This window comes from Citrobacter amalonaticus (assembly GCF_001559075.2).
In the GTDB taxonomy this organism is placed as follows: Bacteria; Pseudomonadota; Gammaproteobacteria; order Enterobacterales; family Enterobacteriaceae; genus Citrobacter_A; species Citrobacter_A amalonaticus_F.
Genome location: NZ_CP014015.2, coordinates 74531 through 88895 on the forward strand (window position 1 = coordinate 74531; position 14365 = coordinate 88895).

The window sequence follows — 14365 nt, forward strand, 5'->3', positions numbered from 1 at the left end:
ATATACTTCATCTTATTTTCTGCATTAAAAAGTAAAAAGAGGATGACGCCAGATATTTTAGAGATATTTTCGAAAGCTTCATCTTCTTCAAATAAAACTGAAGGCAGCGAGTATCATGTTTTTTAAGCTTAGAAAAAAAATAACGTGTTAATAAATTCGATTTCGCTTCGCGAGAGTACTCAGGATAATTTTTTGAAATACAAAAAAGATGCTCGCTTAACAAATCAACAGCTACTTTTTTTGAGCCACTATGTCGCGTTAAGGATGGTGATGATGTACATCTATATGCGCTCAAGTTCTCATTTATTAAATAGCGGGATTTCCCTTTTAATGCAAGGTTAAACGCAACCCAATAATCTAGAAACTCAGTTTTATCAATTTTAGGTTGCGATTCTCTTCTATAGATTTGAGTAGAATGCTGTCCTACCAACGCATAGCTTAATGCTATGTCAGAGGCAGAAACTTCGTCTGGATAGACTTTTCGTGCCCATCTCGATGGAAATAACCCCGTAATACATCCAGAATCATCAACTATATTTGCTCCCGTCCAACTTTGCACTATTGAATTATCGGAGTCCATAATTAAAATTTGCTTTTCAAGCTTATTTTCATACCAATAATCATCACCATCGCAATGCGCTACATATGTGCCAGTAGCTTTAGAATGCGCATCTTTGTAGTTCTGATATACACCAACGTTTTTATCATGAAATACCGGCTTGACGATATCAGGATGCTTTGTAGCATATTTTCTAATAATCTCAATAGTACCATCTGTCGAAGCATCATCCGCCACGATAATTTCAAATGTAAAATTTGTTTTTTGATTTAAAATGCTTTCGAGACATTGCCCGATATAACTCACGTGATTGTAAGTTATTACACACACTGATACTTTTACAGGCTGACTGTCATATTGCTTTATGTTCATATTCATTGTTTTTTTTACTATAAATTAAGATAGGAATGCTTGCGACGATTAAAGTCAACATGCTAATAGCAAAAAGCGCGCCTGTCATTTCGATTCGTGTTAACTTTGATAAATTTAATATTGAGATAATTAAATTAATCATCACGGCCAAAAGATAAACGATAGCAACATTAAAAAACAACCAGCGAATATGTTTTCCTGGTATTATTTTTCTATGACTGTAAGCACACCATACAAAAAGATAAAAAGCATTTGAAGTAACCCACGCTATTCCAGCACCAATTCCACCAAATTTTATTGATAAATAAACAACAGAAGGTAATAATATAATAAGCATTATGCAATTACCAATAAAATGTAATTTTAAGTTTCCTATAGCATATTGGAGATAGTATGGAAAAGCGGAAACAACAAGCAATCCATTGCCAATAGAATATAAAGTCAAAATAGGAGCAACTTGAGCAGACAAAGTTAAATCACCAGTCCAAATATAAACTAACTCCTTTGCCCAGAAAGCTATAACGACACTAGCAGAACCTGCAACAGTACTAACTAACATCGTTGTTTTATCATAGAGAAAAATGAGTTTATTAATTCCACCTTCGGCATATAATCTTGCCAACCTAGGTAGCAAGGCGGAACTCACTGGTCCATTCAACAGTACAATACCACTTGCAACCAGAACAGCTAGTGTATAATGTCCATAATCACTTAAACTCAATAGACCAGATAAAATTAATTTATCACTCTGTGTTATACAAACCCAGACAGATGATGTAAATGCAATCATAAGAGAAAACTTTAATAGTGGCTTAACTGGTTTGAACGACCACCCTATATTCTTAGATGATGGTATCAAATTTGATCCTAGTATATATAAAATACTAAACTCTATGATTGCAACTCCCCCTTGATAATAGAAGAAGACATCTGGGGTAAAGCCATATATTTTCATGGCAATAAAAACGCCAATAAATCTTAAAGTTGTTATGATAATATTAAAAATACCTAATCGATCAAGTTTTTCCGACCCTATTAGTATTCCACGATAAAGTCCTCCCATCCATCTGAGGGCAACACATATAGACATAATTTCAATACATTGTTTTACTTCACTAATAGAAAGAGTCTTAACATGCAACCATCTAGCAGCAATAACATCCGATAGTGAAATAATAAGGACACAGCCAAAAATGGCTATAATAATAAATATAATATTCAGTGCACGAAGCAGTCTACGATAATCAAGAGAATTAATGGATCCTCCATGATAGCGGGCTGTTTCGCGACCAATTGTTGGCGTTAATCCCATGTCTAAGAGATTAAACAGAGCCTGAAGCATTGTAAAAAAGCCAATTAATCCATATGCTTCAGCCCCCATATACTTAATATAGAGAGGGAGTATTAAGATCCCTACAGCGCTTACATATATTTGTGCAGCATAACTAATGATAATATTTTTTTTAAATGACACAATATTCAAATCCTATTTATATTTTTCTGCATCAAATATACATTTTCAGATTCTGATAATATTGAAAAACCATTTTTATGGTAAAGGGCTAATGCTTTCACATTTTTTTTATTTACTTCCAACTTACAATGCGTAAACCCCTTTCTTCTGCAATTAGCCATTGCAAAACTTAAAAGCTCATCGCCAATCCCTTTCCCTCTATAATCAGTATGAACTGCAATCATGCTGACATACGCAATCAGATCTTTTTGATTGTTGCAATAGAAACAGATAGCACCAACAATTTGGTCGTTCTCTCTGATTGAAATTATAGTGGCGTGCTCAACTAATTTGTTTATATAATCATCAGTTTTGTGATAGTTATTAAGAATTGAGCATTTCAGATTTAAATCACCTTCGATGACTTCACATAAAAATCTTATCGTGTCATTCACCATTATTATACTCCTTTGTTATCAGAGTATATTTGCTCAGCATTTCCAAAACATCTTTTGGGGAAGACCACATTAACGCATCAAGAATTGATAGGTTAGGAATGAATTCTACATTCTTTCCTTCTTGTGAATACACAATATCGCTCATCTGAATAAATGCGAGTGTAACATCTTTACTTTTAAAATAATCGTACTCGTAAAGATTTTGTCCACCAATTGCATTAATGTAGTAATTACTTCCTAATGCCTTTGTTATCTCAATTAGTTTATCAGTAGCACTAGCACATCTGTCATAAGCAATATCGCTTGAAAAGACTATTTTTTTCTCTATTCCAAGATAATTCAATATATCGTTAATTGAATCGAAACAAACAGAACTAACCTTTCTCTCGCTACTTTTTAAAGCTCTCTCTACTATAGGAAATACATCCGCAAAATATGGAGCCTTCAGATATGCCATACTAAAGGTTTTTAATATGGCATCAGTGTCATTAGAAAAATAATGTTCATTTATTTTTTTATTCTGCGATACATTCTGTACAGGAACAGTAAATCTATATGCAGCGCCATTTAATAATATGTTATTTCTGTTAATGTACCCTTTTTTAATATAATTAACATCATCAAAGAGTACAAATGTGTCTGATGCCATGATCAGTTGAAAATACCCTAGATAAGGAAATAAATAAGGCTGCATTATGGCAATCATTTTATATCCTTAATCGTACTTACTATATATTTTAAAGTTTCAGAGTTCAAGTCAGCATGCATCGGTAGGCAAAGTACTTTAGACGCCATCTCACGGGCGTTCTTCACATCACAGACTTCACCTATATTCAAATAAGCTTGGAAATCTGGAATGATAGGATAAAAATAGCGTCTTGCAAAAATATTATGCTTCTTCAAGTAATTGAATAGTTCATCTCGAGATAATGGGAAATCAGGCTCAATTAATATAGGAAAATATGAAAAGTTCGATATTTTCTGGCCACAGGGCATTACTATACTGATACCAGCGATATCTTTAAGTTCCTCCCGATAAAATAAATCCGCGTTCATTCGACCACGCAGGAAAGTATCCATATGTTTTAATTGTAACAGGCCAAAAGCAGCATTAACTTCGCTCATTTTTCCATTAGAGCCAATAGTATTGATATTTGTTTCATCGATATAGCCAAAGTTTTTTAATCTATCAATTTTTTCTTTCATTTCTCGGCTATTACATACAATAGCGCCGCCTTCAAAAGTACTAAATACTTTAGTTGCATGGAAACTTAGAACACTTAAATCTCCATGGCGAAGAACGCTTCCATCATCATCTTCAACGCCAAAGGCATGCGCAGCATCATAAATAACTTTTAAATTATATTTCTGTGCAATATCGGCAATAGCCTGTGTATTGCAAGGATTCCCATAACAATGCACCGGCATTATTGCCTGTGTTTTAGATGTAATGGCCTCTTCAATTTTTGCCGGATCAATATTTAAGGTTTTTGGATCAATATCGACAAATACAGGTTTAAGTCCATTTAATACTAAAGAATGTGCAGTTGCTACAAATGAATATGGTGTAGTAATTACTTCTTCTTTAATATCCAGAGCCTGTACTGCAGTTATAAGCGCAATCGTTCCATTATTGAAAAGACTGATATATTCTACACCAAGAAACTCACACAGTTTTTTTTCTAATTCTTGATGCATTGGACCATTATTTGTAAATTGCTTGTTCTGCCAAATAGTTTCCAGATATGGTATAAACTCTTCCAGCGGAGGTAAATTGGGCTGCGTTACAAAGATTGGCTTTTCCATTATTTGTCCTTGACCAAAGAGAGAAGATATTGACCATAACCATTTTTCAGGTACTCATTGCCTATTTTGAATACATCATCTTTGGTTAGCCATCCATTATACAAAGCAATTTCTTCAAGGCATGCAATTTTGAAGCCTTGATGTTGTTCGATAGTTTCCACAAAATGAGAAGCTTCAAGTAGACTTTGGTGAGTTCCCGTATCAAGCCAGGTAAAACCACGTCCCAATAACTCAACATTCAATTTTCCATTGCGAAGATATACTTCATTGATGCTAGTAATTTCTAATTCGCCACGTTCTGAGGGTTTAATTGTTTTGGCTATGTTAACAACATTATTGTCATAAAAGTAAAGACCTGTAACAGCATAATTTGACTTTGGTTTTACCGGTTTTTCTTCTATTGAAAGCGCTTTTTTATTAGAGTCAAACTCAACAACACCAAACCGTTCAGGATCTTTGACTTGATATCCAAATACAGTTGCACCATCGATTAATTGTGCAGCTTCTTTAAGCTTTGGACTAAAGTTTTGTCCATAAAAAATATTATCACCAAGTGCCAGGCAGACTGCATCATTACCTATAAATTTTTCCCCAATGATGAATGCCTGTGCCAACCCCTCAGGTTTTAGTTGTACTTGATATGAAAGATTAATGCCAAAACAATTGCCATTGCCTAGTAATCGCTGAAAATTATTGAGATCTTCAGGTGTTGTTATAATCAATATATCCTTGATACCCGCTAGCATTAATACAGAAAGCGGATAATAAATCATAGGTTTATCATAAACAGGCATCAACTGTTTTGATATCCCCTTCGTGATGGGATAAAGTCTTGTTCCAGAGCCACCAGCGAGGATTATTCCTTTCATTTCAATTCTCCATACTGCTGCGTGAGCCATTTTTTATAATTACCATTTTTTACTGACTCAACCCATGCTGTATTTTGTAGATACCATAGAACTGTTTTTCTAATACCAGACTCAAATGTCTCAGTAGGCTGCCAACCTAAATCTTGTGTAATTTTCGTAGCATCAATGGCATAACGACGGTCATGACCAGGTCTGTCTTTTACAAAATTGATTAGATTTTTGTAAGATCCTTCTCTTCGTGGTTGGACTTCATCTAATATTTCGCATACATTCAGGACAACATCAATATTTCTCATTTCATTATAGCCACCTATATTATACGTCTCTCCGACGCATTTACTGGTGATAACGAGATGAAGTGCCCTGGCATGGTCCTCTACATATAACCAGTCACGAATTTGGTCTCCTTTACCATAAACCGGCAACGACTGACCCTGCAACGCGTTAAGGATCGTCAATGGAATTAATTTTTCAGGGAAATGATAAGGACCATAATTATTGGAACAATTAGTTACTACTACAGGTAACCCCCAGGTTCTATACCATGCACGAACTAAATGGTCGCTAGATGCCTTTGAGGCTGAATAAGGACTGCTTGGCGCATAACCTTTTTTTTCTGTAAATAAAGGCAAAGGTGAACCTTCATCTAGTTCATCCGGATGAGGTAGATCACCATAGACCTCATCCGTAGAGACATGATGAAAAATAAATTGTTCTTTTTTGCTTTCAGCAAGCTGTAGCCAGTAAGACTTAGCTACTTCAAGTAAGTTAAAAGTACCTATGATATTGGTCTGTATAAACTCAGTCGGACCATTAATTGACCTATCGACATGACTCTCAGCAGCCAAATGCATAACAGCATCTGGTTGATGAGTGGAAAATATCTCTTGCATCCTTGCGCTATCACAAATATCTGCCAATTCAAATTTATAACGTGAATTTTTTTCTACATCTTCGAGTGATTGAAGGTTTCCTGCGTAAGTCAATTTATCGACATTTACGACACTATCATTGGTATGATTAATGATGTATCGAATAACAGCAGATCCAATAAAACCAGCACCACCTGTAATAAGAATTTTCATGGCTATTTTTTACTGCCCAGAGAGTTTACATACCACGGCATCGCCTTAAGAATACCTTCCGATATGTTGAACTGAGGCTCGTATCCAAGCCTGGTTTTGGCTTTAGTAATATCAGCTTGAGAATGGCGAACATCACCAGCACGAAAATCTTTATATACTGGCTCTTTGTTGTACAAAACACCATTTTCATTAAGTGCATTTTTTAACGCAGTGAATAATTGATTGAGCGTCGTACGGTCGCCAACTGCAACGTTATAAACCTGATCTCTTGCAGACACATCAGACTGCGCAGCAAGAATATTCATTTGCACAACATTCTCAATAAAACAAAAGTCTCGGCTTGTTTCGCCATCACCATTGATAAATAACGGTTCATCATTGATCATCGCAGCAGTCCACTTAGGTATCACTGCAGCATATGCACCATTAGGATCCTGACGTTTTCCAAATACATTAAAGTATCTTAATCCAATTGATTTGAAACCGTAGGTTCTGGCAAATACTTGCGCATATAATTCATTTACATACTTTGTCACTGCGTATGGAGATAACGGATTGCCTATATTTTCTTCAATTTTAGGTAATGCAGGATGATCACCATATGTTGAACTACTTGCAGCATAAGTGAAGCTTTTGACATTGGCATCTTTAGCAGCAACCAACATATTAATGAAACCCGATATATTGGTATTATTTGTAGTGATTGGATCTTTAATTGAACGAGGTACAGAACCTAATGCCGCCTGATGAAGGACATTATCTACTCCTTTAACGACCTCCACACACGTTTCTGGATCACGTATGTCTCCTTCCACAAAGGTAAAAGCAGACCATTGTTCAGTTGAAACAGACTCTTTGACCTCATCAAGGTTTGCTTGATGTCCCGTTGCAAAGTTATCTAAGCCAATTACTTTTTGATTAAGTTTTAATAAAGCTTCTAATAAGTTTGAACCGATAAATCCTGCAACACCTGTAATTAGCCAGGTTTCAGGTTTAGAAGACAAAGCGCCTTCAACTTGTTTATATTTCACAGAATATCCTCACTGATATGTAGCATCAATTTTTATTAAAGACGAATATCAACTATGTTAGGATCAATGATGTATTTCAAATCATAAACAACGCCATCATCTCTAATTAGTCCTTTAACGTCGTCTTTACTCATGTCTTTAAATTGAGAGTGAGCAACAGCGAAGATCACGCCGTCATATTTCTTATTAGGTAATGTGTTTAATACATTTATCCCATACTCATGGTAGGCTTCTTCAACATTAACCCATGGATCATAAATATCAACGGCCACATTGTATTCTTTCAATTCGGCGAAGATATCTACAACTTTTGTGTTACGAAGGTCTGGGCAGTTTTCTTTAAAAGTAAGCCCCATGATTAAAACATTAGCACCTTCAATCTGTAATTTTTTCTTGAGCATTGCTTTAATAAGTTGTGATGCCACATACCGACTCATCCCATCATTAATTCTACGGCCTGCCAGGATGACTTCAGGATGGTAACCTATCGCTTGTGCTTTATGAGTTAAATAATAAGGATCTACACCGATGCAGTGTCCGCCAACTAAGCCAGGCCGGAATGGGAGGAAGTTCCATTTGGTACCTGCGGCTTTTAATACTTCTTCTGTATCAATACCCAGCTTGTTAAAAATCATTGCAAGTTCATTAATTAACGCAATATTTAAATCGCGCTGAGTATTTTCAATCACTTTTGCAGCTTCAGCAACACGTATCGAAGATGCTTTATGTGTTCCAGCAGTGATGATGGTCCCATATAATTTATCGACAATTTCAGCGATTTCAGATGTTGAACCAGACGTCACTTTTTTGATGGTTGTCACGCGGTGTTCTTTATCACCAGGGTTGATACGTTCTGGACTGTAACCTGCAAAAAAGTCCCTATTAAATTCCAGACCAGAGATCTTCTCAATTACAGGGATACATACTTCTTCTGTTGCACCTGGGTATACAGTTGATTCGTAGATGATAATATCATCTTTTTTGATTATTTTTCCGAGCGTTTCCGAGGCTTTAACGAGAGGCGTTAAATCAGGTTGTTTATATTCATCAATTGGAGTTGGAACTGTTACGATGAATACATTACATGTTGCTAATTCTTTATAATCACATGAATATTGAAGATAGTGAGCTTGCGCCAGTTCTTCAGAACTACATTCCAACGTAAAGTCGTTACCTGCTGATAATTCTTTAATTCGTTTCTCGTTGATATCAAAACCAAGGGTCTTTATTTTTTTGCCAAATTCAACAGCTAAAGGTAAACCAACATAACCCAGCCCAATAATTCCTATTTTATAATTTTCAAGATTAAAACTCATTTTACCATTCCTGAGACGTAACTTTAATAGATTTAATTGCTGACTCTTTCGCTTAACATGCAGGGCTTAAATAGCCAACAATGATGTGATATGCAGTAGTACCGATGTATTTATTTAGACACGCTACCGCCCCTGGCTTTACAGCTACCAGTGCACTGCGTACTCTCACAGACGTGTTAAGCTCTGCTTTCTCTACGGCAAAGCTCCTAAACTCGAACACTAATTGTCTTACCAATTGATGTCAGAAACAAGAAGAAATATTATAAAAAGCAGTGCTAAATTTTGTAGTTAACTCAATGAAATTATGAGGTTTTTTTAGAATGAAAAAACGGTAGCAACATTCCGGGCATATCTGCATCACCGCGTCGAATGTTGACTACCGTTATTTGTTATTACGACCTGCCGGACCGTTTAATTTTTAAGCTTACTCGCTAAGCAACTTCTCGATCCCTTTGCGGAACTTCGGCCCTTCTTTCAGGTTACGCAATCCGTACTTCACAAACGCCTGCATGTAGCCCAATTTTTTTCCACAGTCGTAGCTGTCGCCCGTCATCAGCATCGCGTCAACAGACTGTTTTTTCGCCAGTTCTGCAATCGCATCGGTCAACTGGATACGCCCCCAGGCCCCCGGTTCGGTTCTTTCCAGTTCGGCCCAGATATCTGCTGAGAGGACATAACGCCCAACGGCCATGAGATCAGAATCCAGCGTCTGCGGCTGATCCGGTTTCTCAATAAATTCGACGATGCGGCTCACCTTGCCTTCATTATCCAGCGGATCTTTCGTCTGGATAACGGAGTACTCGGAAAGGTCACCCGGCATACGTTTCGCCAGCACCTGGCTACGTCCGGTTTCTTCAAAACGCGCAACCATCGCAGCAAGGTTATAACGCAGCGGGTCGGCACTGGCGGTATCAATAACGATATCAGGCAATACCACCACAAAAGGGTTATCGCCAATCGCCGGGCGCGCGCAAAGAATGGAGTGGCCCAGTCCCAGCGGCTGCGCCTGACGGACGTTCATGATGGTCACGCCCGGAGGACAAATGGACTGCACTTCCGCCAGCAGTTGACGCTTCACGCGCTGCTCAAGGAGTGATTCCAGTTCATAGGAGGTGTCGAAATGGTTCTCAACGGCGTTTTTAGACGCGTGAGTGACCAGGAGGATTTCTTTGATCCCTGCAGCTACGATTTCGTCAACGATATATTGAATCATTGGTTTGTCGACGATCGGCAGCATCTCTTTGGGAATTGCCTTGGTGGCAGGCAACATGTGCATACCCAGACCCGCTACCGGTATAACTGCTTTCAAATTACTCATTATTTCATCCACCTGTAAAATGGTTGCTGAATTATAGCCTTTTGACTCGTTTTAGCCAGCATGAATTAGTTAGAGGAAATCATCGCTGCTTTGTCACTGATGCTACGCCGGTCGCTGATAAATTGCAGTAGCCATAATCTTAAGTATGGACCGGTTTCGCCAGGAATGGTCGCAAATTCACCCCCTCCCCTCCGGTAACCGGAAGTTGATCGCATCCACATTCACCACATGATGGTTTATGCGGTCGATATCCACTGAGCTTTGCCCTTTCTCATTCACCGCGTGTACGTTTGCCAGCGACAGCAGCGTGTCGTCTTTCGCCATAAACTTACCGCGCACATCTTTGCGCAGGTCAAAGTGCATCTTCAGCGCCGGGCCGGTTGTCGACGCCTGCATCACTCTGATATTGCGCAAAAAGAGGTGCTGCGGCTGATTATGCAACTCCAGCGTCGCCCGTTTCATCTCGATGTTGGTCAGTGCAACGAAGGAGGTGGCGTTACCCGAGGAAATCTGAATCCCGCGCAATGTATATTCAAGCTGCGTGTTATCAAGGGAGATATTATTGAGTTTGAAATTTTGTGGGATGGAGAGATATTTCCCTTTGACCACGCCATAGCCAATAAGCATCCCGGCACTGTTGACCATATCGACATTATCAATCACGAAATTATCACAGCCGTAAATGGCGACCGTCGCGTTGTCGATGCCTGCCTTTTTGCTGAAATCCGGGGTGATGTTCTTCGCTTTCACATTGCGAATCACAAAATGTTTGCCGTTCTCGACATGCACCAGCTGCCGACAATCAGATCCGGTAATGTTGGCAACCACAAAGTTTTTGACCGTCTGCTGTTCGGGATAGGTGTTGTCGTAGGTACTCCCCGCGAGCCCAATACCAATCCCCCAGTTAATCTTGCCGTTGGTACAGTTGATCCGTTCAATGACGTGGTCGGAAATCAGGATATTGCGATCGTTAATGGCGACATTCCATTCGATGGCGTCACCCTGCAAATCGCTGAAACGGCAGTGGGTAATACGCGCGCCATCAACCTGATTGTGGAATCCCTGGCGCAGAATCGCATAGTTGGCCTGGGTCACGGTGAGATTATCGATGACCAGATTGCGCATCACGCGCGGCTTTTTCCCGCCGATATAAATTTGCGTCACCGGTCCGAAACCACTCATCGTAAGATCGGTAATCGCGCAGTCGGAACCGCGGACATCCAGCGTAATATTGTGCAGGCTGCCGCCCTTCTCACCAGTGACCTGGCATCCCTCCTGCAGCACAAAGCGACCGCGCCCATTACCGCTCAGGCGGCCCTGAACATGCAGCGTTTTTCCCGGTGGGATAAAAATACCGGTATTGATGTTCTCACACACCAGTCCCGCTGGCACCACCACGGTCTCTGCGTCGCTGAATGCCTGTTTAAAGGAGGCAATCCAGTCTTTCGCATTGTAATCCTGAATATTGACGGTTTTGTGGGACGCAACGGCGCGGGCAAAAGGTGAATGGAGGACAGGAAGTACGGCAAGCGCGGAGCTTGCCGCCAGGAAGGTACGTCGGGAGAGTGTTTTCTCTGGCATACAACCTCGGTTTACATCGTTTGCAGCAGGCTGGCCAACTGACGATTGATCACCTGCTGGTTAAAGTCATGTTCAACTTTTTCACGCGCGCGCTGGATGATCGGTTCCAGCGTCTGGTGGTCAAGTTGACTGAACGACGCGAGCTGTTGCGCCAGCGCACGGGCGTCGTTTTCCGGGACCAGCCAGCCGGATTCTCCGGCATCCACCAGTTCCGGGATCCCGCTGTGAACGGTAGAGACCACCGGGATCCCCACCGCCATCGCTTCCATCAGCGCCACCGGGATCCCTTCCATGTCGCCATCCGTGCCGGTAATCGACGGCAACAGAAAGACATCCGCATTATCCAGCATTGCTTTCACTTCATGGCTGGGCTTAAATCCCGGCATATCAATCACATCATCGAGTTGATACTGCTCAATCAGCGTGCGCAATCGCCGTTCCCAGGGCCCCATGCCCAGAATGCGATAACGAAACGCCACGCCCTGCTCCTTCAACTGGCGGCAGGCCTCTATCGCCACATGCAGCCCTTTTTTCTCAGTCAGCCGCGCAACAGAGATCATCTCCAGCGGCGTACCGGGGGCTTTCACTGGCCGGTGCGTAAAGCGCGTCATATCCACGCCCATCCGCGAAACGGCAATCTTCTCCGGCGGACAGCCCATGCTTCTCAGCCGTCCGGCCCAGAGATCGCTAATCGGCAGCATCAGGTCGCCACGACGGAACAGTTGCTGGTACTCCGGGGTGTAATGGTTAAGCACTTCCCGACTGGAAATATCAATACCGTGAAAAATCGTCGCAATCTTGCCCTGAATAACGCCCAGCTCGCGCAGCTTCGCCGCCGTCACGCCCGCCGGGCCAAAGTGGGCGATAAAGACGTCCGCGCGCAGGGGTTGACTGACCTGTGCACAGATCGACGAGAGGATAAGATTGCGCGATTCATCGCCGTAGCGAGAAAAGTTAAGCGATTTCCACGTCGCCGCCCGGTGCAGTCCCGGCAGCGTTTTCACCGCCCGAGTGCGCAGCTTTGCCAGACGGCCCTGCGGCTCGTCCTGCAACCAGCGCGTTCTGGCCGCCAGGCCATATTTTTCCCAGGCGGCATGCGTATTTTGCGTGTCGCCTTTTTGCAGGGCGACGATCTCAACGTCAAAACCCATGTCGATAAACGCGATAATCTGGTTGAGGACGAAGGTTTCCGACGACAGCGGAAATTTCAGTAAAAAAAAGCTGACCTTCATTTCCCCTCCCCGATGCGCGTTAACACTGACTCCACCATGCGGTATCCCTGTTCGCGCTCGCGACGCACCGCCTGCGCAAGACGATCATTGATCTGCGGTAGCTGTCCGAGGGTATCCGCCACCATCGCCTGCAGACTGCCATCCAGCAGATGACGGATATCTATCGCCATCTCCGGCATCCCCAGTTGCTGCATGATGCCCGCCGATTTGTGCTCGTAATTAATCGCGATAGCAGGCGTCGCGAAGTTCATCGAGATAATGGCGGAATGCAGTCGTGTGCCGACCGTCAGCTCGCATGCGCCGAGGATCTTGCCCATCTCCAGGTCATTCAGTTCATCCATCACCACGTGGTAACGCGTCGGATCGCTGACGTACTGGCGCAGATTCAGCGCCACCATGCGGTCATCTTTGTTATAGCTGTCGATGCCGGTACAGGTGGACAACGCAATGACCTGGTATCCCTCATCCAGGATGCGGTTTACCACACCGGCGAAGGCCTTCTCATAAGCCTCCTGCGTGGTACCCAGCCGTTTATCAAACGGCGCCAGTTCGCGCAGGGTAATCGCCACCGTTTTCTGCTGCGCCGCCACATCCAGCCAGTGGCGCACCGCGTACCCCGGCTCAAAGTCCGCTTCATGATGATCCACCAGCCACGCGGTATCCACGCCGTGTTCCACTTTTTCGCGGGTGATTTCACTGCGTTTCATGAGTTCCAGGCTGACCGACTCCCGCAGGATCAGCGCATCACAGTGGCCGAAAACATAGTTAGCCAGTTGATTAAATTGCGGATCTTGGAACGGACCGACGCTGTGGCCGACCATGTACAGCGGTTTTTTCGCCATAAAGGTACACAGCGCGTGTTCAAATTGCGGAACACCATACAGATCGACGAAGAACGAACCGCCCACCTGAACGATAGCGTCATAACCCGAAAGCAAACGCACGAAATCGGTAAAACCCTGAGCAATCGCGATGTTTCGCAACTTGCCGGTATCGGTAACGCGGGAAAGCAGCACCTGGTGCTGATAGCGACGACGGAGGACTTTTTTCACTCGCCCGACCACGCCTGCCGCGCTGTTGTGCTGTTTCATCTGTAAAAAAAGCGGATCGCCCATCACCGGGCGATTCAAAAGCCAGGACGAACTCACCGGGTAGCGGCTCATGACATCCACTTCCGCGTCAGGTTCGAGGCGATGAATGGCGTCCAGCAGACCGCGTAAAATCGCACTGTCGCCACGGTTGCCGCAGGTATGGTTGCCCAGAATCAATAATTTCATTTCACCCT

General features: G+C 42.2%; 13 protein-coding genes. All 13 read right to left on the reverse strand.

Going from position 1 to position 14365, the window contains the following annotated elements; all coding sequences use genetic code 11:
* Positions 1–7 precede the first annotated feature (7 nt).
* Positions 8–937, reverse strand: coding sequence for a glycosyltransferase (locus AL479_RS00415; RefSeq protein ID WP_081093626.1), 930 nt, complete (start codon positions 935–937; stop codon positions 8–10).
* Positions 912–2405: a lipopolysaccharide biosynthesis protein gene (locus AL479_RS00420; RefSeq protein ID WP_061077901.1), complete on the reverse strand. Its 1494-nt coding sequence runs from the start codon at positions 2403–2405 to the stop codon at positions 912–914. Before AL479_RS00420 ends, AL479_RS00415 begins: the two co-directional genes overlap by 26 nt.
* A gap of 5 nt (positions 2406–2410) precedes the next feature.
* On the reverse strand, positions 2411–2842 hold the full coding sequence (locus tag AL479_RS00425) for a GNAT family N-acetyltransferase (RefSeq protein ID WP_061074634.1): 432 nt from the start codon (positions 2840–2842) through the stop codon (positions 2411–2413).
* Positions 2832–3548 (reverse strand): WbqC family protein, encoded by a 717-nt coding sequence (locus AL479_RS00430; protein ID WP_061074635.1) that lies wholly within the window; start codon positions 3546–3548, stop codon positions 2832–2834. Before AL479_RS00430 ends, AL479_RS00425 begins: the two co-directional genes overlap by 11 nt.
* The gene (locus AL479_RS00435; protein WP_192575245.1) at positions 3545–4648 is read right to left on the reverse strand and encodes a DegT/DnrJ/EryC1/StrS family aminotransferase; all 1104 of its coding nucleotides are present in this window, start codon (positions 4646–4648) and stop codon (positions 3545–3547) included. The genes AL479_RS00430 and AL479_RS00435 overlap by 4 nt, the downstream gene beginning before the upstream one ends.
* Entirely contained in the window at positions 4648–5517 is an 870-nt protein-coding gene (gene rfbA / locus AL479_RS00440) for a glucose-1-phosphate thymidylyltransferase RfbA (protein WP_061074637.1), read from the reverse strand. The genes AL479_RS00435 and rfbA overlap by 1 nt, the downstream gene beginning before the upstream one ends.
* Complete coding sequence (rfbB, locus tag AL479_RS00445; RefSeq protein ID WP_061074638.1) at positions 5514–6602, reverse strand: dTDP-glucose 4,6-dehydratase; 1089 nt, start codon at positions 6600–6602, stop codon at positions 5514–5516. The genes rfbA and rfbB overlap by 4 nt, the downstream gene beginning before the upstream one ends.
* A 2-nt stretch (positions 6603–6604) precedes the next feature.
* Positions 6605–7633 carry an NAD-dependent epimerase/dehydratase family protein gene (locus AL479_RS00450; RefSeq protein WP_061074639.1) on the reverse strand — a complete coding sequence of 343 codons (1029 nt, stop codon included), beginning with the start codon at positions 7631–7633 and terminating at the stop codon, positions 6605–6607.
* Positions 7634–7668: 35 nt separating this feature from the next.
* On the reverse strand, positions 7669–8949 hold the full coding sequence (gene tviB, locus AL479_RS00455; RefSeq protein ID WP_061074640.1) for a Vi polysaccharide biosynthesis UDP-N-acetylglucosamine C-6 dehydrogenase TviB: 1281 nt from the start codon (positions 8947–8949) through the stop codon (positions 7669–7671).
* A 424-nt stretch (positions 8950–9373) separates the two neighbouring features.
* Positions 9374–10267: a UTP--glucose-1-phosphate uridylyltransferase GalF gene (gene galF / locus AL479_RS00460; RefSeq protein ID WP_061074641.1), complete on the reverse strand. Its 894-nt coding sequence runs from the start codon at positions 10265–10267 to the stop codon at positions 9374–9376.
* Between the two features lie 177 nt (positions 10268–10444).
* Entirely contained in the window at positions 10445–11848 is a 1404-nt protein-coding gene (wcaM, locus tag AL479_RS00465) for a colanic acid biosynthesis protein WcaM (RefSeq protein WP_061074642.1), read from the reverse strand.
* A gap of 11 nt (positions 11849–11859) precedes the next feature.
* On the reverse strand, positions 11860–13080 hold the full coding sequence (gene wcaL / locus AL479_RS00470; protein WP_061074643.1) for a colanic acid biosynthesis glycosyltransferase WcaL: 1221 nt from the start codon (positions 13078–13080) through the stop codon (positions 11860–11862).
* Positions 13077–14357, reverse strand: a complete 1281-nt coding sequence (gene wcaK, locus AL479_RS00475) for a colanic acid biosynthesis pyruvyl transferase WcaK (RefSeq protein ID WP_061074644.1) — start codon at positions 14355–14357, stop codon at positions 13077–13079. The genes wcaL and wcaK overlap by 4 nt, the downstream gene beginning before the upstream one ends.
* Positions 14358–14365: the final 8 nt, after the last annotated feature.

Excerpts from the sequence above, each read along its gene's own strand:
- wcaL (WP_061074643.1), bottom strand. The coding sequence starts at position 13,080 with ATGAAGGTCAGCTTTTTTTTACTGAAATTTCCGCTGTCGTCGGAAACC.
- AL479_RS00415 (WP_081093626.1), bottom strand. The coding sequence starts at position 937 with ATGAATATGAACATAAAGCAATATGACAGTCAGCCTGTAAAAGTATCA.
- AL479_RS00430 (WP_061074635.1), bottom strand. The coding sequence starts at position 3,548 with ATGATTGCCATAATGCAGCCTTATTTATTTCCTTATCTAGGGTATTTT.
- wcaK (WP_061074644.1), bottom strand. The coding sequence starts at position 14,357 with ATGAAATTATTGATTCTGGGCAACCATACCTGCGGCAACCGTGGCGAC.
- tviB (WP_061074640.1), bottom strand. The coding sequence starts at position 8,949 with ATGAGTTTTAATCTTGAAAATTATAAAATAGGAATTATTGGGCTGGGT.
- AL479_RS00425 (WP_061074634.1), bottom strand. The coding sequence starts at position 2,842 with ATGGTGAATGACACGATAAGATTTTTATGTGAAGTCATCGAAGGTGAT.
- AL479_RS00435 (WP_192575245.1), bottom strand. The coding sequence starts at position 4,648 with ATGGAAAAGCCAATCTTTGTAACGCAGCCCAATTTACCTCCGCTGGAA.
- galF (WP_061074641.1), bottom strand. The coding sequence starts at position 10,267 with ATGAGTAATTTGAAAGCAGTTATACCGGTAGCGGGTCTGGGTATGCAC.
- wcaM (WP_061074642.1), bottom strand. The coding sequence starts at position 11,848 with ATGCCAGAGAAAACACTCTCCCGACGTACCTTCCTGGCGGCAAGCTCC.
- rfbA (WP_061074637.1), bottom strand. The coding sequence starts at position 5,517 with ATGAAAGGAATAATCCTCGCTGGTGGCTCTGGAACAAGACTTTATCCC.
- rfbB (WP_061074638.1), bottom strand. The coding sequence starts at position 6,602 with ATGAAAATTCTTATTACAGGTGGTGCTGGTTTTATTGGATCTGCTGTT.